The 19,288-nt window shown below is 66.0% G+C and carries 19 protein-coding genes and 2 pseudogenes; 13 read left to right on the top strand and 8 right to left on the bottom strand.

The window, feature by feature from the left end:
- Nucleotides 1-124 (top strand): annotated as a pseudogene (locus ACE5C1_RS06285) (IS5/IS1182 family transposase); the annotation flags it as partial.
- An 87-nt stretch (nucleotides 125-211) separates the two neighbouring features.
- On the opposite strand, the pseudogene ACE5C1_RS06280 reads toward ACE5C1_RS06285, so the two are convergent.
- Both ACE5C1_RS06280 and uvrB read right to left on the bottom strand, forming a co-directional pair.
- Nucleotides 212-498: pseudogene (locus ACE5C1_RS06280) on the bottom strand (type II toxin-antitoxin system RelE/ParE family toxin).
- Between the two features lie 114 nt (nucleotides 499-612).
- Nucleotides 613-2,805: an excinuclease ABC subunit UvrB gene (uvrB, locus tag ACE5C1_RS06275; RefSeq protein WP_374943206.1), complete on the bottom strand. Its 2,193-nt coding sequence runs from the start codon at nucleotides 2,803-2,805 to the stop codon at nucleotides 613-615.
- 467 nt (nucleotides 2,806-3,272) lie between these two features.
- Between uvrB and ACE5C1_RS06270 the strand changes: the two genes are divergently transcribed.
- From ACE5C1_RS06270 to ACE5C1_RS06260, 3 genes are all read left to right on the top strand, one after another.
- Nucleotides 3,273-3,668 carry a DUF4279 domain-containing protein gene (locus ACE5C1_RS06270; protein WP_374943205.1) on the top strand — a complete coding sequence of 132 codons (396 nt, stop codon included), beginning with the start codon at nucleotides 3,273-3,275 and terminating at the stop codon, nucleotides 3,666-3,668.
- A 160-nt stretch (nucleotides 3,669-3,828) separates the two neighbouring features.
- Nucleotides 3,829-5,145 (top strand): amidohydrolase, encoded by a 1,317-nt coding sequence (locus ACE5C1_RS06265; protein WP_374943204.1) that lies wholly within the window; start codon nucleotides 3,829-3,831, stop codon nucleotides 5,143-5,145.
- Nucleotides 5,146-5,169: 24 nt separating this feature from the next.
- Nucleotides 5,170-5,556 carry a VOC family protein gene (locus ACE5C1_RS06260; RefSeq protein ID WP_374943203.1) on the top strand — a complete coding sequence of 129 codons (387 nt, stop codon included), beginning with the start codon at nucleotides 5,170-5,172 and terminating at the stop codon, nucleotides 5,554-5,556.
- A 20-nt stretch (nucleotides 5,557-5,576) separates the two neighbouring features.
- On the opposite strand, the gene ACE5C1_RS06255 is transcribed toward ACE5C1_RS06260, so the two are convergent.
- Complete coding sequence (locus ACE5C1_RS06255) at nucleotides 5,577-6,797, bottom strand: MBL fold metallo-hydrolase (RefSeq protein ID WP_374943202.1); 1,221 nt, start codon at nucleotides 6,795-6,797, stop codon at nucleotides 5,577-5,579.
- 122 nt (nucleotides 6,798-6,919) lie between these two features.
- On the opposite strand from ACE5C1_RS06255, the gene ACE5C1_RS06250 reads away from it, so the two are divergent.
- A complete protein-coding gene (locus ACE5C1_RS06250) occupies nucleotides 6,920-8,491 on the top strand; it encodes an amidase (protein WP_374943201.1) in 1,572 nt (523 codons plus the stop codon).
- 106 nt (nucleotides 8,492-8,597) lie between these two features.
- On the opposite strand, the gene ACE5C1_RS06245 is transcribed toward ACE5C1_RS06250, so the two are convergent.
- Together ACE5C1_RS06245 and ACE5C1_RS06240 are read right to left on the bottom strand one after the other, a co-directional pair.
- Nucleotides 8,598-8,999 (bottom strand): DUF4345 domain-containing protein, encoded by a 402-nt coding sequence (locus ACE5C1_RS06245; protein WP_374943200.1) that lies wholly within the window; start codon nucleotides 8,997-8,999, stop codon nucleotides 8,598-8,600.
- Nucleotides 8,996-9,457: a DUF2721 domain-containing protein gene (locus ACE5C1_RS06240; protein WP_374943199.1), complete on the bottom strand. Its 462-nt coding sequence runs from the start codon at nucleotides 9,455-9,457 to the stop codon at nucleotides 8,996-8,998. Before ACE5C1_RS06240 ends, ACE5C1_RS06245 begins: the two co-directional genes overlap by 4 nt.
- Nucleotides 9,458-9,533: 76 nt before the next feature.
- Between ACE5C1_RS06240 and ACE5C1_RS06235 the strand changes: the two genes are divergently transcribed.
- Nucleotides 9,534-10,634: a GNAT family N-acetyltransferase gene (locus tag ACE5C1_RS06235; RefSeq protein WP_374943198.1), complete on the top strand. Its 1,101-nt coding sequence runs from the start codon at nucleotides 9,534-9,536 to the stop codon at nucleotides 10,632-10,634.
- Between the two features lie 243 nt (nucleotides 10,635-10,877).
- Nucleotides 10,878-11,339 carry a hypothetical protein gene (locus ACE5C1_RS06230; protein WP_374943197.1) on the top strand — a complete coding sequence of 154 codons (462 nt, stop codon included), beginning with the start codon at nucleotides 10,878-10,880 and terminating at the stop codon, nucleotides 11,337-11,339.
- Nucleotide 11,340: 1 nt separating this feature from the next.
- On the opposite strand, the gene ACE5C1_RS06225 is transcribed toward ACE5C1_RS06230, so the two are convergent.
- Nucleotides 11,341-12,861 carry a fumarate hydratase gene (locus ACE5C1_RS06225; RefSeq protein WP_374943196.1) on the bottom strand — a complete coding sequence of 507 codons (1,521 nt, stop codon included), beginning with the start codon at nucleotides 12,859-12,861 and terminating at the stop codon, nucleotides 11,341-11,343.
- An 88-nt stretch (nucleotides 12,862-12,949) separates the two neighbouring features.
- Nucleotides 12,950-13,456 carry an RcnB family protein gene (locus ACE5C1_RS06220; RefSeq protein ID WP_374943195.1) on the bottom strand — a complete coding sequence of 169 codons (507 nt, stop codon included), beginning with the start codon at nucleotides 13,454-13,456 and terminating at the stop codon, nucleotides 12,950-12,952.
- 277 nt (nucleotides 13,457-13,733) lie between these two features.
- Between ACE5C1_RS06220 and ACE5C1_RS06215 the strand changes: the two genes are divergently transcribed.
- The 4 genes from ACE5C1_RS06215 (at nucleotide 13,734) to ACE5C1_RS06200 (ending at nucleotide 18,115) form a co-directional block, all read left to right on the top strand.
- On the top strand, nucleotides 13,734-14,498 hold the full coding sequence (locus ACE5C1_RS06215) for an SDR family NAD(P)-dependent oxidoreductase (RefSeq protein WP_374943194.1): 765 nt from the start codon (nucleotides 13,734-13,736) through the stop codon (nucleotides 14,496-14,498).
- A gap of 3 nt (nucleotides 14,499-14,501) precedes the next feature.
- Entirely contained in the window at nucleotides 14,502-15,392 is an 891-nt protein-coding gene (locus ACE5C1_RS06210) for a glycosidase (RefSeq protein WP_374943193.1), read from the top strand.
- A gap of 373 nt (nucleotides 15,393-15,765) precedes the next feature.
- A complete protein-coding gene (locus ACE5C1_RS06205; RefSeq protein WP_374943192.1) occupies nucleotides 15,766-17,634 on the top strand; it encodes a ribonucleoside-diphosphate reductase subunit alpha in 1,869 nt (622 codons plus the stop codon).
- Nucleotides 17,635-17,698: 64 nt separating this feature from the next.
- On the top strand, nucleotides 17,699-18,115 hold the full coding sequence (locus ACE5C1_RS06200) for an endonuclease domain-containing protein (protein WP_374943191.1): 417 nt from the start codon (nucleotides 17,699-17,701) through the stop codon (nucleotides 18,113-18,115).
- Between the two features lie 77 nt (nucleotides 18,116-18,192).
- Here ACE5C1_RS06200 and ACE5C1_RS06195 read toward each other — a convergent pair whose 3' ends face one another.
- Entirely contained in the window at nucleotides 18,193-18,450 is a 258-nt protein-coding gene (locus tag ACE5C1_RS06195; protein WP_374943190.1) for a DUF2171 domain-containing protein, read from the bottom strand.
- 56 nt (nucleotides 18,451-18,506) lie between these two features.
- Here ACE5C1_RS06195 and ACE5C1_RS06190 point away from each other — a divergent pair, with 56 nt between their 5' ends.
- Nucleotides 18,507-18,710 (top strand): hypothetical protein, encoded by a 204-nt coding sequence (locus ACE5C1_RS06190; RefSeq protein WP_374943189.1) that lies wholly within the window; start codon nucleotides 18,507-18,509, stop codon nucleotides 18,708-18,710.
- Nucleotides 18,711-18,749: 39 nt separating this feature from the next.
- Nucleotides 18,750-19,288 (top strand): ribonucleotide-diphosphate reductase subunit beta (locus tag ACE5C1_RS06185; protein ID WP_374943188.1); only part of this gene is annotated, 539 nt, incomplete at its 3' end.

Here is a 19,288-nt window from a genome sequence, read left to right as displayed (position 1 = left end):
CCAGGTCGAGTGCTTCTTCAACAAGCTCAAGCGCTTCAGACGCATCGCCTTGCGATGCGAAAAGACGCTCCCCGCCTTCATGGGCTTCGTCCATCTCGCCTGCGCCATGATCTGGCTACGTTAAATGCAGACGCAGCCTAGTGGTATGTCGCTGCCGATCAGGAAATCTTCACGCAGGATATCGCCGGGATGGACGTTATCCAGCCGGTCCTCATCCGCGATGGTAATCCTCGATCCGGACATCGTCCGCGCCTCCGTTCGACCAGCCGAAGGTGATCCGCCACTGGTCGTTAATCCGAATGCTATATCGTGGAGTGGTGAAGCCTTTCAACTGCTCAAGGCGATTGCCAAGCGGAATACTCAATTCGTCCAAACGACGGGCGACCTGCAACTGACGTAGCTTGCGGCGGGCTGTAGCCTGAATGTCAGGAGGCAGCTTTCGGCTGCGTTGGCAAGTGCGACACGCTCAGTTTCAGCGTCGGCGAAGCTGCGGATCATACCGGCCCCCATGCAATATCTGACGGTTAAACGCCGGATACGCTGCAATCACAGCTTGCAGGGGGCTGATCGGCTATTGCCCATGTAGCGTCGGTGTGACTGGAGATCAAGCATCTACCGGGCTCGTCGCCCTGACGCGAGCTTCTGGCTCTTTCCGTAGCGCGTCTTGCGGGTTCCCGGCTTGCCCTCGTTGCTCCTCCCCATCACCGGCGCCTTCTGCTCATCGACCGGCAGCCCGAGCTCTTCGTTCTCGAGCTGGCGGATTTCGTCGCGGAGGCGGCCGGCGGTTTCGAATTCGAGGTCGCTCGCTGCCTTGCGCATCTGTTTTTCAAGGCCTTCGATGTAGGCGCGCAGGTTGTGGCCGACCATGTGGGGGCGGTCCTCGTCGATCGGCACCGTCACCTGGTCGCCCGAAGCGACATGCGCGATGATGTCGCCGATGTTGCGGCGGATCGTCGTCGGCGTGATGCCGTGTTCGGCGTTGTACGCCATCTGCTTCTCACGGCGGCGCCCAGTCTCGTTCATCGCGCGCTCCATCGATCCGGTGATCCGGTCGGCGTAGAGGATGACGCGCCCGTCGACGTTGCGCGCGGCACGGCCGATCGTCTGGATGAGCGAGGTTTCGGAGCGAAGGAAGCCTTCCTTATCCGCATCGAGGATAGCGACCAGCCCACATTCGGGGATGTCGAGCCCTTCGCGTAGCAGGTTGATGCCGATCAGCACGTCGTAGACGCCCAGCCGCAGGTCGCGGATGAGCTCGATGCGCTCCAGCGTCTCGACGTCGCTGTGCATGTAGCGGACCTTGATCCCCGCCTCGTGCATGTACTCGGTCAAATCCTCCGCCATCCGCTTGGTCAGCGTCGTGACGAGGGTGCGGTAGCCGAGCGCGGTGGTCTTGCCGCATTCGACGATCAGGTCCTGGACCTGTTCCTCGACCGGCTTGATCTCGACCGGCGGGTCGATCAGTCCGGTCGGGCGGATGACCTGTTCGGCGAAAACGCCGCCGGTCTGCTCGATCTCCCAAGTACCCGGGGTCGCCGAGACGAAGGTCGTCTGGGGGCGCATCGCGTCCCATTCGTTGAACCTAAGCGGGCGGTTGTCGATCGCGGACGGCAGACGGAAGCCATACTCCGCCAGCGTGATCTTGCGGCGGTGATCGCCGCGCGACATGCCGTTGATCTGGCCGACGGTGACGTGGCTCTCGTCGACGAACAGCAGCGCGTTCTCGGGCAAATATTCAAACAGCGTCGGCGGCGGCTCGCCGGGCATGCGGCCGGTCAGGAAGCGGCTGTAATTCTCGATCCCCGCGCAGGAGCCCGTGGCGGCAATCATCTCCAGGTCGAAATTGGTGCGCTGCTCCAGCCGCTGCGCCTCGAGCAATTTGGCCTCGCCGACCAGCTCCTTGAGGCGCTCGGCCAACTCGAACTTGATCGCCTCGGTCGCCTGCTTGAGCGTCGGGCCGGGGGTGACGTAGTGCGAATTGGCGAAGACGCGGACGTAGTTGAGGCTGGCGATCTTCTTGCCGGTCAGCGGATCGAACTCGACGATCTCCTCGATCTCGTCGCCGAAGAACATGATCCGCCAGGCGGTGTCCTCATAATGCGAGGGAAAGATTTCGAGGTTGCCGCCGCGGACCCGGAAGTTGCCGCGTGCGAAGGCGGCGTCGTTGCGCTTGTACTGAAGCGCGACAAGTTTTCGGACGATCTCCGACTGGTCGACGGTCTGGCCTTTCTTCAGGTCGAAGATCATCGCCGAATAGGTTTCGACCGAGCCGATGCCGTACAGGCACGATACCGATGCGACGATGATGACGTCGTCGCGTTCGAGCAATGCGCGGGTAGCGGAGTGGCGCATCCGGTCGATCGACTCGTTGGTCGACGATTCTTTCTCGATGTAGGTGTCCGAGCGCGCGACGTAGGCTTCGGGCTGATAGTAATCGTAGTAACTGACGAAATACTCGACCGCATTCTCGGGAAAGAACGACTTGAACTCGCCGTAAAGCTGGGCTGCAAGGATCTTGTTGGGCGCGAGGATCAGCGCGGGGCGTTGCAGCGCCTCGATGACCTTGGCCATCGTGAAGGTCTTTCCCGACCCGGTGACGCCGAGCAGCACCTGATCCTTTTCACCCGCGCTGGCGCTCGCGACGAGTTCGGCGATCGCGGTCGGCTGGTCGCCCGAAGGCGTGTATTCGCTGACTAGCTTGAACGCACGACCGCCCTCTACCTTGTCGGGGCGGTTCGGGCGGTGCGGGACAAACGCCTCACCGGTTTCGGGCTCGGCGAGGTTGGTGCGGATGTGGATGGCCATAGGGAACATATGGGGGTTGGAGGCCGGGGGTGGAAGCCCGAGTTTGCCGAGCCCAAGGAGAGCGCGCCGCACTAGGCGACCGCCAACGATCCGACGGGAAACGGCTCCGCACAAGGGAACGGGCATAGGTTGCGTGATGCAGGTGAGGGCCGATCGTGCGACCCGTCGCGCCCAAAGGTCACACAAGGGTCACACTATCGCGGGTGTCAACACGAGCCGCATGGCTGACGCTTCTCGTATCTGGCGTCCGTTCTGGTAGCCGATGGCAGCACAGGGTCGGCTCGCCTTGCGAAGACGGAGCGAGGACGAGGCATTCACGGTGGAATGAGCGAGGGCAGAGCCGAGTCGGGCACGACCTTTGCACGAGCGGGGACTTGTAGGACAGCGCTTTCGCGCACGTCCGTAGTCGCCAATGATGGTCATTAAGCGAGCTTTTCGGGACTCTCGAAACCCGACATACTCCGGCGATGCTCACACTCTCCATCACCGGCTTTGACGCCGATCCAGACTTGGTCACGAAAACTGTTGGCTTCGAACCCACCGCCGTTGGAAGGAAAGGCGAGCTGTCGCCGAGTGGCAAACCGCGAACCTTCAACGGCCGGTGGCACGAGGCAGAGAGTCAGCGTCTTGTTGATGGTAAGCAGCATGACGAGGCTCTGGCTCTCATCTTGGTTCGACTGAAGGGACGGGAAGATCAGTTCGCCAGACTTCGGACGTTGGTTCAGCCGAAACAAGTGACGATCTATGGCGGCCTTTATGTGCCGTCTGATGCACAATGTGGCGTATGGCTTGAGCCTGACCAGATGCAGCTACTTGCCGCTTGCGGGGTCGGTTGGGGGCTTGACCTTTTCACGGGCGGCTAACGTCTGCGTTTCCCTTGGCCAGCCGAAAACCGACAGGTCGCAATCCACCAGTATTAATGACGTAGCGCACGGCACGCCGTTCCTCGGCCAACGTGCGTCCGACTTCCGCTGGCGTCGCCTGAAACGTCGGCTATGATCCCCGCAACGAGGGGGATACATCATGCGATACCTGCTGCTCGCGACCGCGCTCATGACCACGCCCGCGCTTGCCGAACCCGATTACGCCCCCGCCGTAAAGGCCGACTACGACAAGTCGCTCGCGGCGATGTGGGACGATTTCCATCGTAATCCTGAACTCTCGTTCAAGGAGACGCGGACCGCCGCCAAGATGGCGGCTGCGCTCAAGGGCGTGCCGGGCATGACCGTGACGGAGAAGGTCGGGGGGACCGGGGTCGTCGGCGTGCTGAAGAACGGCGCTGGCCCCACCGTGCTCATTCGCGCGGACATGGACGGGTTGCCGGTCGAAGAGAAGTCGGGGCTCGCCAACGCAAGCCACGTCCGCCAGGTCGGCATCGACGGGGTCGAGACGCCGGTGATGCACGCCTGCGGGCACGATACGCATATCACCGCGCTGGTCGGGGCCGCTCGGCGGCTGGCGGCGATGAAGGACCGGTGGCGCGGCACGATCGTATTCATCGTCCAGCCCGCCGAGGAACGGGTCGGCGGGGCCAAGGCGATGCTGGCGGACGGGCTCTATGCGCGCTTTCCCAAGCCCGATTACGCGCTGGCGTTCCATTCCAATTCGGAAGGGTTGGCGGGGACGGTCTCGGCGTCGGAGGGAATCCAATATTCGTCGTCGGATTCGGTCGACATCACGATGTCCGGCGTCGGCGCGCACGGGGCCAGCCCGCACATGGGCAAGGACCCGGTGTACATGGGCGCGCAGCTCGTCATCGCGCTGCAGGGGCTCATCAGCCGGGAGCGCCAGCCGCTCGATCCCGGGGTGATCACGGTCGGGTCGTTCCATTCGGGGTTCAAGCACAACATCATCAGCGACGAAGCAAAGCTGCAGGTGACGGTGCGCGCCAACGACGAGGAGACGCGCGCCAAGCTGCTCGCGGGGATCAGGCGGGTCGCACGCGGAGTCGGCGTGATGAACGGCATGGCGGAGGAGAGGATGCCGGTCGTGACGGTGAGCGAAGGCACCCCCACGACGATCAACGATGCCCCCCTCGCCCGCCGCCTCAACGCGATAATGGCGCAGACGCTCGGAGCGGAGCGCGTGCTTCCATTCGAGCAGAAGGGGATGGGCGCGGAGGACTTCGCCTACCTCGTTCAGCCCGACCTTCATGTGAAAGCCTATTACTTCTCGGTCGGCGGCACGCCCCAGGCGGCGTTCGATGCGGTGAAGGCGGGTGGTCCGCCGATCCCGTCGCACCACTCACCGCTGTTCAGGATCGCGCCCGAGCCGGTGATCGTCACCGCCACGGTCGCGATGACCGCGGCGGTGCTCGACCTCCTCAAGCCGGCGGCGTAAGCAGGGCAAACAGGAGAGAGACGCATGATCGGTTACGCAACCTTGGGAACCAACGACATCGACCGTGCGCTGTCGTTCTACGACGGGCTGTTCGAGGCGATCGGCGGCAAGCGGCTGATGCAGATGCCCGATGAGCGCAAGCTGACCTTCTACAGCGTCGCGCGCGGCCAGCCGATGCTGGCGGTGGGGCTTCCTTATGATGGCGGCACCGCGACCGCGGGCAACGGCACGATGGTCGCGCTCGCCGCCGACACGCGCGAGCAGGTCGACGTTGTCTACGCCAAGGCGATCGAACTAGGCGCGGGCGACGAGGGCGCGCCGGGCACGCGCGGGCCCGAGGAGATGGGCTTCTACGGTGCCTATTTCCGCGACTCCGACGGCAACAAGTTCTGCGCCTACAAGATGGGGTGACGCGTCGTCCGCGTGCGTGATCAGCGCAGCGCGCGGACTTCGGGCGTGTCGAGGCAGCGGAGAAGGTCGGCACCCGAGCGTTGCGGCGGGATGATCACGCGAGAAGGTACGACCACCGGCGCGATGCCGGGCACCTGCACTGCGCGTCCGATCACGACCGGGGCGAAGCGCTTGTCCGGGCGTTCGTCGGCGATGCCGCTGCACCGTACCGCCGCCTCCAGCATTTTCGACGGGGTGTCTCGCGCCTCGTACGACAAGCGGAACGTGCCCCAGTGGATCGGGATCGCGGTTGCGGCGCCCGACGCGCGGAAGACGTCCACCGCTTGCGCAGGGCCGATATGGCTGCCCGAGCTCATCTGTCCAGGCACGAAGCGGAACGCGCCGATCGGGATCAGCGCCAGGCGGATCGGGCCGAGCTTGGCCGCTTCGCCCGGCCATTTGCCGTCGCCCCAGCCGGTATCGCCCGCAAAGAACAGGTTGCCGCCGGGCAATCGCACGACGAAGCTCGACCAAAGCGCACGGTTGCGGTCGGTGCCCCAGCGGCTGCCCCAATGGTGATTGCGGGTCACCGTCACCTCGAACGGCCCGCCTCCTGCCCGCGGCGACACCGGCAGGCTCTCGCCCCAATCCGCGGCTTGGCTCTCGATGCCATGGGCACGCAGGATAGCGTCGTTGCCGAGCGGGGTGACGATCGTCGGCCGGTCGCGCCGCCACAGCCGTTCGAGGGTGTCGAGGTCGAGGTGGTCGTAATGATTGTGGCTCAGCAGCACGAGGTCGATCGGCGGCAGGTCGTCGAACGCCACGCCCGGCGCGGTTACCCGCCGCGGGCCGAAGCCGAGCGGTCCCGCGCGCTCGGCATACACCGGATCGGTCAGGATGTTCATGCCCTGCGTCTGGACCAGCACCGTCGCATGCCCGATCCACGTCGCGACCATCGCTTCTCCAGCCACGCGAGCGGCAGGTTTCGATGGCGTGACCGGCACCGACTCCGGCCACGCGGGCCGCCCGTCGCTGCCGGTCAGCTGGCGCCAGATGAAGCCGGCGCGTCCGCCACCGCCGGGGATGCCCGCGGTATCGGAGTCGCCGTCGGGATTGAAGAAGCGTGCGCCGTCGAAATGGTCGCTCGGTGGTCCCTGATAATAGCGGCGATCGAGGAAGCGCGGGACGATCGCCGCGGCCAGCGCGAGCAGGATGACGAGGACGAGCAGGGTCACCCCGATGATCTTGAGGACGAGGGTCAAGGCGCTGGGTCTTTGCTCACGGGGAAGGTCTAACGCGGCTCGGCGGGCAAAGGGTTCACGGCGCTTGTTCTGCGACGGGGCGTGCGTCTAGGCTCGCGCCCGACATCCTTTCGGAGAATGCTATGCGGTCGATCGTCGTCGGATTGCTCCTGGGCGCGGCCGTGCCCGCCGCGGCGGCGCCACGGGTGACGATCGAGGAGCGCTCGATCGACGATTTGCAGGCGGCGATGGCCACAGGCCAGGCAACCAGTGTCGACCTGACCCGCGCCTATCTCGCTCGCATCGCGGCGATGGACCGCAAAGGGCCGGCACTGCGCAGCATCGTCGCGCTCAATCCCGATGCGATCGCGCAGGCCAAGGCGCTCGACGCCGAGCGCAAGGCCGGGCGGGTACGCGGGCCCCTTCACGGCGTGCCGGTGCTCATCAAGGACAACATCGAGACCGCCGACGCCATGCCGACCACCGCGGGCAGCCTGGCGCTCAAAGCCAATTTGACGCGGCGCGATGCGCCCGTCGTGGCGCGGTTGCGGGCCGCAGGCGCGGTGATCCTGGGCAAGACCAATTTGTCCGAATGGGCCAATATCCGCTCCTCGCGCTCGATGAGCGGCTGGAGCGCGATCGGCGGGCTGGTGCGCAACCCCTATGCGCTCGATCGCACCGCCTGCGGATCGTCCTCCGGCTCGGGCGCAGCGGTAGCGGCGAGCTTCGCCGCGGCGGCGGTCGGCACCGAGACCGACGGGTCGGTGATCTGCCCGTCGTCGCTCAATGGCCTGGTAGGGTTGAAGCCAACGCTCGGGCTCGTCAGCCGCACTCACGTCGTGCCGATCAGCCATTCGCAGGATACGCCCGGACCGATGGCGCGCAGCGTCCGCGACGCCGCCATCCTGCTGTCGGCAATGGCCGCGCCCGACCCAGCCGACCCGGCGACCGCGGGGACGGTCGTGCGCGACTATACCGCCGGCCTCTCGGCCAGCGCGCTGTCGGGCCTGCGCGTCGCGGTGCTTCGGCCCGACATGACTCCCGATCTCGCCGCCCGCTACGACGCCGCGCTTGCCGTGCTACGCGACGCAGGTGCGGTGCTGGTGCCGGTCGAGCAGCCCAAGCTCGAAGGGCTGGGGGAAGCGGAGTTCACCGTCCTCAAGACCGAGCTCAAGGCCGATCTCGACGCCTATCTGGCGACCACCCCCGCCGCCGTGACGACGCGCACGCTCGACCAGGTGATCGCCTTCAACATCGCCAATCGCGCCGCCGAAATGCCGTTCTTCGACCAGGAAACGTTCGACGCGGCGGCCAAGACCAAGGGGCTCGCCGATCCCGAATACAAGGCGGCCCGCGCAAAATCGCTGCGGCTGGCGGGAACGGAAGGCATCGACGCGATGCTCAAGGCCGCGAACGCCACCGTCCTCGTCCAGCCCGCCTATGGCGCCGCGTGGCTGAGCGATCCGGTATACGGCGACCAATACAGCGGCCCGAGCGCCAGCACCCTGCCCGCGGTGGCGGGCTACCCCGACCTGACCGTCCCTATGGGCCTCGTCCGCGGCCTGCCGGTCGGCCTGTCCTTCGTCGCGACCAGGGGGGGCGACGCGACGGTGCTGGGCGCTGGCTACGCCTACGAACAGCGGGCGCACGCGAGGGTAGCGCCACGCTACCTGACGACGGCGGATGCGGGGCCGGGGCTCGACGGCGTGCCGTAGAGCGATTCACCCGCCGTTCGCCCTGAGCGAAGTCGAAGGGCAGGCCCCAAGCCAAAGTGCTTCGACTTCGCTCATCACGAACGGGGTAAGTGGCTAAGCCATCAAATCAGGATCGACTTAACTGCCACGTCCGCTCCACTCGCCACTGCCACAGCATCAGCAACGGCACGACGATCGTCTCCATCACCAACCCGAGCACATGGCCCCGCGACGGCACCCCCACCATCAGCAGCGACACGCCGCGCGCCAGTCCGCCGACAACGATCAACCCGCCGAGCAGCCGAAACCGCGCGCCCTTAGCCTCGATCCGAGGAATGCACGAAGCGAAGCCGATCCCGGTCGCGAAGAAGATTCCGGAGATGTAGCGGAAATGGCTGTCGAGATCGCGCGGCACGTCCGCCAGATGCCCGAACGGCGCGGGGCCGTACACGATTCCCTGCCCGCCAACGACGAACGGCAGCAGGCACGCGACCGCCACCACCGCCTGCAACGCGCGTTTCTCGATCATCGCCGTTCCTCCTGGAGCAGTTCCTCGCGCACGTGGATCGCACCCAGCGACACCCGCACCTCGACGATGAAGCCAATCAGCGCCGCGATCAGCAGCAGCATCGCCAGGATGAACGCCAGCGCCACCAGCGTCCCGAAATGCAGGTGCGCGAGCTCGGCGACGAACAGCAGCACGACGACGACGCACGTCATCACCGCACTCGCCACCGCCAGGAACAGCGCGGCGTTGATGATCGTGATCCGCCGGTCGAGCAGCCGCAATTCGCGCACGTGGCGGTCGTGTTCGGGGCCGATAGAGCGCGGGTGCAACTGTTCCAACGTCCGCGCCCGGTCGATCACCCGCGACAGCCGCCTCGCCAGTACGTTGAGCAAGGCGCCGATGCCCGCCAGCATGAACACCGGCGACAGCGACAGCGAAATCGTCTGGGCGATGGTCGAGAGCTCAGGCAGCGAAGGCATCGGCGTCCTCTGGCGCGGCGGGGCGACGCGGGCAAGCGCAACGGCTTGGTAACCGTGTTCGCGCTAGTCCGGCGGCATGACCAGGCCGATCCCGTCCGCCGCCTTCGCCGCGTCCGTCCCCGCGACACGGACCGCGGTGATCGACGGCCTGCCCGCCGCGATCGACACCGTTGCCGAAGCCGCCGCTCCGACCCACCGCTTCCTGCGCGCCGCATGGTTCGCGGCCGCGGTCGAAGCCTATGGCGGCACCGCACGCACGATCCTCGCCCATGAGGACGACATGCCCGTCGCCGCGCTGCCGTTGGTGGCCGTCGGCCCGCACTTGCTGGGTCTGATGACGGTTCCGGGCAGCTACTGGCCGTTCCGCAGCATGCCGCTGTCGCTCGCTGCTAGCGAGGCGGTCGCGCCCGCACTGCTCGACCGTGCCGCCGGCATCGCCCGCGGCGTCCGCATCGGTCCGGTGTACGACGACGACCCCGCCGCGACTCAGCTGATTGCAGCGGCCCGCACGCGCGGCTGGGCGGTGCTCGACCGCTTCGTCGCACGCAGCTGGCTGCTCGACATGGCCGCCCAGCGCCGCGAAGGAGTCTGGCCACGGCTGTCGACGCTGCGCAAGAACCGCTTCCACGAAAAGCACCTCGCTGCGCACGGCACCCTCGACTGGCGCTTCCTCGACGGCGCCGACTGGCCCGCAGGGTTCGCGCATCTCGGCACCATCGAAGACCACAGCTGGATCGCTTCGCGCACCGACGGCAGCGACGCCAAATTCACGGAGCGCGGGCATCTCGCCTTCTGGCGAGCGGCCGCGCGCGATCCCGTGCTGGCCGCGATGTTCCACGCCGCGCTGCTCACCGTCGACGGCGCGCCCGCGGCCTTCTCGTTCGATCTCGACGCCGGCCCCGTCAAATACGCGATCGCCAACAGCTACGTGCCCACCTTCGCCAAGCATTCGCCCGGCAAATTGCTCTACTGGCGCAACCTCTCCGACGCGCTCGACCGCGGCATCGAGACGGTCGATTGGGGCGCGGGCGACAGCGGCTACAAACAGGTGATCGGCGCCGACCGCGGCCCCGCGATCCGCGACTGGCTCCTCCTGCGACCGGGCGTGCCCGCGACGCTCGGACGGATGCTGGCGGGGGTCTGGCGGCGCAGTGGGCAAGCGGCGGACGAGGTCTAGGCCGCCTCCGCCACCGCCGTCTTGCGCAGCGCCGGCAGGAACAGCGCGCACCACCATGCACCTTGGCGAAACGCTCCTGATCAGCGGCGGCAGTCGACCCCGTGTTTCGTTATGCCCGGACTTGCCCGCCATCCACTGTGCTGCACATGCAACCGACCCGGAATGAGGGCGGCACAACTTGCCGACGCTCTTCGGGGTGCGCAGACCATTGTCGCGCTGCAGAGAGTGGAATAGCCTCCTCGAATGAATGCGCGTCTGATCGCAGGCTTTGGCGGAGCTTTGGTGCTCGGAGCGATCGGGTTCACAACCCTCGCCAAGCATGATGATCTGTGTGGTAGCCGGGTCATTGCGCGCGCCGTAAATCCGGTTGACGGGCGCATCGCATACACCTTCATTCGAAATTGCGGCGCGACGACCGGCATTTTGACCAACATCGCAATCGGTGAGCCGACGACCGCTTTGGAGAAAGCGACCGTTGTCTTCACGGCCGACGACAGCCACGGCAAGGCTGACCGGGACACCGCCAGCCTCGGTGCGATCTGGACGCAGGTCGGATGGACCGGGCCGCGCCACTTGTCAGTAATGTATGCCGAACAAGCTCGCGTCTATCGCTCGGCTAAACGCCTCGATGGCGCCTTGATCAGCTACCGAACTGGTAGTGTCAACTACCCTCTGCCGCCGCCGCCGCCGCCTGAAAATTTCTGACTCAAACCCCCTCCAGCAACCCCTCCCGCGCGATCCGCTCCCGCCATACCAGCGGCGCCAGCTTGTGGACGTTGTTGCCCTGCGCATCCACCGCCACCGTCACCGGGAAATCGGCGACCTCGAATTCGTAGATCGCCTCCATCCCCAGGTCCGCGAAGCCGACGACCTTGGATCCCTTGATCGCCCGCGCGACGAGGTACGCGGCACCGCCCACCGCCATCAGATACGCCGAGCCCGCCTCGCGGATCGCCTCGGTCGCGTCGGCGCCGCGCTCGGCCTTGCCGACCATCGCCAGGAGGCCCTGCCCCAGCATCATGCGGGTAAAGGCGTCCATCCGCGTCGCGGTCGTCGGGCCTGCGGGGCCCACCACCTCGTCGCCGACCGGATCGACCGGCCCGACATAATAGATCACGCGGCCCGCGAAATCGACCGGCAGCGGCTCGCCGCTGGCAAGCATGTCCTTGATCCGCTTGTGCGCGGCATCGCGCCCGGTCAGCATCTTACCCGTAAGCAGCAGCCGGTCGCCATGCTTCCATGACGCGACCACCTCGGGCGTCAGCGTATCGAGGTCGACCCGGATCGCCGCCTTGTCCGGCGTCCAGTTCACGTCGGGCCATTCCTCCAGCTTCGGCGGCTCCAGATAGGCCGGGCCCGATCCGTCGAGGGTGAAATGCGCGTGGCGGGTGGCGGCACAATTGGGAATCATCGCCACCGGCTTGGACGCCGCATGCGTCGGCCAGTCCAGAATCTTGACGTCGAGAATGGTGGAGAGCCCGCCCAGCCCCTGCGCGCCGATGCCCAGCGCATTCACCTTGTCGTACAGCTCGATCCGCAATGCCTCGATGTCGGTGCGGGCGCCGCGCTGCTTCAGCTGCGCCATGTCGATCTGGCCCATCAGCGATTGCTTGGCGAGCAGCATCGCCTTCTCCGCGGTGCCGCCGATGCCGATCCCCAGCATTCCCGGCGGGCACCAGCCCGCGCCCATTTGCGGCAGCATCTCCAGCACCCAGTCGATGATCGAGTCGCTCGGGTTCATCATCTTGAACTTCGACTTGTTCTCCGATCCGCCGCCCTTGGCCGCGACGTCGATCGATACCGTCGAACCGGGCACCAGCTCGACGTTCAGCACGCTGGGCGTATTGTCCTTGGTATTGCGCCGGGTGAACGCCGGGTCGGCAAGGATCGAGGCGCGCAGGCGGTTCTCGGGGTGCAAATACGCCCTGCGCACGCCCTCGTCGACGACCTCCTGCAGCGAGCGCGCGGTCGTGTCGAGGCGGCAGTCCATGCCCCATTTCACGAACACCGTGACGATGCCGGTATCCTGGCAGATCGGCCGGTGCCCCTCGGCGCACATCCGCGAATTGGTCAGGATCTGCGCGATGGCGTCCTTGGCGGCCGGACTCTGTTCCGCGGCATAGGCGTCGCCCAGCGCGCGGATGTAATCCATCGGGTGGTAATAACTGATGAACTGGAGCGCGTCGGCGACGCTCTCGATCAGATCGGCTTCGCGGATGATGGTCATGCCCGCGCTCTAGCCGCCTGTCGCGGGATTCATCAACCCGCAAGCAAGACCGGCCCGGGCGTAGAACGCCCGGGCCGGCAGTGCCCGCTTAGCGGAAGTAGCGGTTGCGCACTTCGACGACGCGGCCCGAACGCGTGTCGACCAGCACCACGTCGCTGCCGTAGCGGACCCAGCGCTGATAGCCGAAGCGCGGTGCGCTCAGGCGGTAGCTGGAATAGTCGTTGATCCAATAATTGCGGCCGTAGTAGCTCGGCGCGAAGCGATAGCCGACGCTGACCGGACGATAGCGATAGCCCCGCGGCCCACGATACGCGTCGCCGCGATAGGCATAGCCGCCCCGCCCGTCCTGCCGGTAGCCGCGGTTGTCCCGACGGAAATCGCGGCGATCCTCGCGCGTTTCCTGACGGTCCTCGCGCAATTCGCGGCGTGCGTCGCGGATATCGCCGCGGTCGCCGTCGGCGCGGGCGCGATCGAGCTCGCGGCGGTCCTGGCGCACTTCGCGCTGGTCGCGGCGGACCTCGCCATAGCTCTGCGCGCCGGCGGCGACGGGGGTGATGACGGTGGCGGCGAGCGCCGCGATGATGAACTTACGCATGGAGAATCTCCTTGTTGTACGCCGACGTGAACGCCTCGGCATGGGGCTTTGATGGCGTGGCGACGCTGAACCCGCCCGGAATGCGTCCGTCAGCTGTCAGACAGGAAGCGCGGTCGGGCCTTCGCGGTTCCATCGCGAGCCCGGCATGCAACTCCCCACGTCGCATCCGCCCCATCTCGTTTCGTGGGACGCGGCGATGCAGCGCAATGGGCGATCAATCGTTCCGATCCGCGGCCGTCGATAGCGACGACCATCGTTTTGAAGAAAAGGTCCAGCCATGTTCGATGATCGCGTCGCCATCGTTACCGGAGGAGAATCGGGCATCGGCGCGGCAAGCGCCATCGCCCTGGGCAAGGCGGGCGCCCGCGTCGTGATCACCTACTTCAGCGATGCCGAAGCCGCCGCGCGGACCGTCGCGCAGATCGGCGAGGACCGCGGACTTGCGGTGCAGACCGACGTCGGCAGCGAAGAGGCGGTCGAGGCGCTGTTCACCCGGGCCGAGGCGCATTTCGGCGTCGCGACTCTGCTGGTCAATTCCGCCGGGCTGAACATGACCGGCACCAAGCTGGTCGACATGCCGCTCGCGCAGTTCGACCGCGTCGTCCGCTCCGACCTCACCGGGCCGTTCCTGACCTGCCGCCGCTTCGTGCGCGCGCTGGAGGTCAAGGCAACCAGGGGCCGGATCGTCAACATATCCTCGATCCACGAACGCGCGCCTCGGGCGGGCGGCGTCGACTATGATTCGGCCAAAGGCGGTCTCTCGCAGTTGACCGCAACCCTGGCGCTCGAACTCGCGCCCAAGGGGATCGCGGTCAACGGCGTCGCGCCCGGCATGATCCTGACCCCGATGAACGAGCACGCGGTGACCGACGGCGCGTACCGCGCCTCACTGGAGGCGAACATCCCGTGGGGCCGGGCGGGGCGCGCCGACGAGGTCGCCGATCTCGTCACGTTCCTGCTGTCCCCGGCCGCAGACTATATTACCGGAACCACCGTGACGATCGACGGCGCCTTGTCGCTCACCGTCGCACAGGGAGCCTGAGCGATGCCGGCCTATGTGGTGGAACAGCTCGACGACGTGGTCCTGACCGGCGAAGGGCTGCTCGCGGGAATGGACCTGATGTCGCCATTCGTCTGGATGGAGGGCAATCGGTGTCGCATCATGGTGCGCGGCGTTCCCCGCCCGCTGACCGCGACCGACCCGACCGGCATCATCGTCGCGGGAGCGAGTCTGGACGGCATTCACTTCATCATGGACCCGACCGCCGCGATCGGGCCAGGCACCCAGCCCGCCGACGCCGGGGGGTGCGAGGACCCGACTGTATTGCCGACCGACAAGGGCTATCTCGTCTATTACACGGGGGTCGACGCCGCGCACCGCCAGGGATCGATGATCCTCGCCACCGGGCTCGACCTCGCCGCACTCGTCCCTCAGCAGCTGGTGCTCAAGGCACCGTCGGGCGAGGGGAACATCAAGGAAGCGACGCTCGCGCAGACGTCGGCGGGCGACTGGCGGCTGTTCTACGAATATGCGCGCGACGACGCCTCGCGCATCGGCATGGCGGGCGGTCCGACCCCGGCCGGGCCGTGGACCGTCATGCCCGATCCGTTCGGCATCCGTGAGGACAGCTGGGACAATTGGCATCTGTCGACCGGGCCGATCGTCGCGCGTGCGGGCGAGGACCCGGTCATGTTCTACAACGGCGCGACTCACGACGCGCGCTGGCGAGTCGGCTGGATCAGCTTCTCGCCGGATTTTGCGCGCGTCACCGGCCGGGGGCTGGAGCCGCTGCTGGTGCCGCCGCCCGCGACCGATCGCGCCGCCACCGACATCGCCTTTGCGGCGTCGGCCGTCCCCTCGGACGACCGCATCGCGCTGTATTTCTCGCTCGAGGACCGCCTGCTGCGGCGCGCGCTGCTGCGGCGATATGCGTGACGAGCGCCCAAGTATTTTTTTGACCCCCTTGTGAAATCCGTAACCCGCAGAAGTCCGCGCGTCGCGCATCGCGCCCGCACGCGCCGCGATGAGGCGCGTTGATTATCGGCCGGAACGGGCTTGTAGTGGATGCGGCTTTGCCACAATCCATGGGGGTAAGAGGACGAAGAGGGCGCTACCACTGGTTGCTCGCGTTGTATGGAACCATATGCCTATGGTCCGGTCATTGGCGTGCGAACCGACGATAGGGCTCTTGCGATGGCGCGATCCGGTGTAGGATCGGGGACGCGCCCCGAGTCGAACGAATACGGAACGAGAGAGGGTGTCGATGGACTTCAGCAGTGAGCGTGACAGCGATGAGGCAGGCCGGACGATGAGCACCGACACGATCGAAGCGACCCCCGTCCAGGCGGCTCCGCGCGAGAAGCAGGACAGCAAGTCCGTGCGCCCGAGCATCTACCCGGTCGAGGTCGATCACAGCCGCGACGCGCTGCTGACCGATTTTGGCAAGGAGACGCTGAACGACCGCTATCTGCTTCCCGGCGAAGGCTATCAGGACCTGTTCGTTCGCGTCGCCTCCGCCTACGCCGACGATCAGCCGCATGCCCAGCGTATCTACGATTATATCAGCCGCCTGTGGTTCATGCCCGCGACTCCGGTGCTGTCCAACGGCGGCACCGGCCGCGGCCTGCCGATCTCGTGCTACCTGAACTCCGTGCCCGACAGCCTCAACGGCATCGTCGACACCTGGAACGAGAACGTCTGGCTCGCGTCGCGCGGCGGCGGCATCGGCACCTATTGGGGCAACGTCCGCGGCATCGGCGAGCCCGTTGGTTTGAACGGCAAGACCAGCGGCATCATCCCCTTCGTCCGCGTCATGGATTCGCTCACGCTGGCGATCAGCCAGGGCTCGCTGCGCCGCGGATCGGCCGCGGTCTACCTCGACGTCAGCCACCCCGAGATCGAGGAATTCCTTGAAATCCGCAAACCTTCCGGCGACTTCAACCGCAAGGCGCTGAACCTCCACCACGGCGTCCTCATCACCGACGCCTTCATGGAGGCGGTCCGCGATGGCGCCGAATGGGTGCTGACCAGCCCGAAGGACGGCTCCCCCCGCGCCACCGTCGACGCGCGCAGCCTGTTCCAGAAGCTGGTCGAGACCCGCCTCCAGACCGGCGAGCCGTACATCGTCTTCGCCGATCACGTGAACCGCACGATGCCCAAGCATCACCGAGACCTGGGCCTCAAGGTCTCGACCTCGAACCTGTGCAGCGAGATCACCCTCCCCACCGGCAAGGACCACCTCGGCAACGATCGCACCGCGGTGTGTTGCCTGTCGTCCTTGAACCTCGAAACCTGGGACGAGTGGAAGGACGAGCGCGGGTTCATCGAGGACGTGATGCGCTTCCTCGACAACGTCCTGCAGGATTACATCGACCGCCACGAGCCCGGCATGGAGCGCGCGGCGTACAGCGCGGGCCGCGAGCGCTCGGTGGGCCTCGGCGTCATGGGCTTCCACTCGTTCCTCCAGGCGCGCGGGCTGCCGTTCGAGGGCGCGATGGCCAAGTCGTGGAACCTGCGCATGTTCAAGCACATCCGCGCGCAGGTCGACGAAGCCTCGACCAACCTCGCGGTCGAGCGCGGCGCGTGCCCCGATGCCGCCGACATGGGGGTGATGGAGCGATTCAGCTGCAAGATGGCGATCGCGCCCACCGCGTCGATCAGCATCATCTGCGGCGGCACGTCCGCGTGCATCGAGCCGATCCCGGCAAACATCTACACCCACAAGACGCTATCGGGCAGTTTCTCGGTGAAGAACCCGTATCTGGAGAAATTGCTCAGCGCCAAGTCGAAGAACAGCGACGCGGTGTGGAATTCGATCCTCGAGCAGGGCGGTAGCGTCCAGCACCTCGACTTTCTCTCGGCGGAAGAAAAGGACACCTACAAGACCAGCTTCGAGATCGATCAGCGCTGGCTGCTCGAACTCGCGGGCGACCGCACACCGTACATCGACCAGGCGCAGTCGCTGAACCTGTTCATCCCCGCCGACGTCGAGAAATGGGACCTCCTCATGCTCCACTTCCGCGCATGGGAACTGGGGATCAAGTCGCTCTACTATCTCCGCTCGAAATCGGTCCAGCGTGCGGGCTTTGCGGGCGGGGTCGAAGCGGACAACACGATCGAGAAACCGACGTTCGAGCTGGAGACGACCGACTACGACGAATGCCTGGCGTGCCAGTGAGGCGTTGACCCCTCTCCCGCCGGGAGAGGGACAAGGCGCGCCAGCGCCGCGGGGTGAGGGTGACATGCGCAGCTACGACAATCAGCCTTCCGGAGCCGTGAACGAGCTCCGCCGCCTTCGCCGCCAGGCACCCGAGCCGGAACGTCGACTTCTGAGGGCTCTACGGGAGAGCTTTCCACACCTGAAATGGCGGCACCAGGCTCCGATCGGTCCGTACAAGGCCGATGTCCTGTGCTTCAGCGAAAGACTGGTCATCGAAGTGGACGGCGACACGCACGCTAACACTGCAGCATACGACGCCGCCCGCACGTGCTTGATCGAGCGCGAAGGCTACCGCGTGCTCCGCTTCACCAACGCCGACGTCATGCAGAACGTCGAAGGGGTAATCGCCCAACTATCCCTCCCCCTCCGGAAGGGGGAGGGAGCCGCGAAGCGGCGGAAGGGTGAGGGTGACCGCAGCGCCGAAGGGCTCGCTTCATGACGAACGTCACCCTCACCCTTCCCACCGCTAGTGCGGCGGGCCCCTTCCCTCTCCCGAAGGGAGAGGGAGTCACGACCTCACTCCTCCTCGAACGTCACCGCCACATCGGCGTTGGCACTCAACCGCACGACCCCGTTCTCGACATCCGCCACCAGCCCGAGCGAAATGAAATGGTGATGCCCTTCATGGCCGCCCTCGGCACCCTGAACCTGCGCGCCGGAGTCCTTCTTGGTCAGCTTGATCCGGTCTCCCTCGACGCCGTCGACCGTCCCGACATGCACCCCGTCCGCGCCGATAACCTCGGCATGTTCCTGAATCTGGCTGGCATCGACCATTTGGCTTCTCCTTCGTTGATGACGCGCACGCAACGCACACGCCCGGAGTTGGTCGCATGACGTACAACGTCGTCATCATGTATCTCGTCGCCGCAGCCCTCGCAGGGGCGGGCGCGTACATGCTCCTCCGCTTGCGCTCGGCGACGATCGGCGAGCGCAAGACCTACGCCTATCGCATGGCCGGCATCATGCTCGCGTCCGCGGGCATCGTGCTGGCGATGAGCGCGACCGCGATGTGGCGGTGGAGCATGCCGGTATGACCCCTTCCATCCCCTCCCTTTTCGTTTCGGAGTAACCTCATGTCCCTCCTCCACGCCTCCAAGCAGTACAAGCCCTTCGAATACCCCTGGGCATTCGAATTCTGGAAGCGCCAGCAGCAGCTCCACTGGCTCCCCGAGGAAGTTCCTTTGGGCGAGGATTGCCGCGACTGGGCGCAGAAGCTCTCCGATCACGAGCGCAACCTGCTCACCCAGATCTTCCGCTTCTTCACCCAAGCGGATGTCGAGGTGCAGGATTGCTACCACGAGAAATACGGTCGCGTGTTCAAGCCGACCGAGATCAAGATGATGCTGACCGCGTTCAGCAACATGGAGACGGTCCACATCGCCGCCTACAGCCACTTGCTCGACACGATCGGCATGCCCGAGAGCGAATACGGCGCCTTCCTCGAATATGCCGAGATGAAGGAAAAGCATGATTACATGCAGAACTTCGGCGTCGACAACGATCAGGACATCGCGCGCACGCTCGCCATGTTCGGCGGCTTCACCGAAGGTGTGCAGCTGTTCGCCAGCTTCGCGATGCTGATGAACTTCCCGCGCTTCAACAAGATGAAGGG

The organism is Sphingomonas sp. (genome assembly GCF_964263785.1).
Lineage (GTDB): Bacteria > Pseudomonadota > Alphaproteobacteria > Sphingomonadales > Sphingomonadaceae > Sphingomonas.
This window is presented reverse-complemented; position numbering and strand designations above follow the sequence as displayed.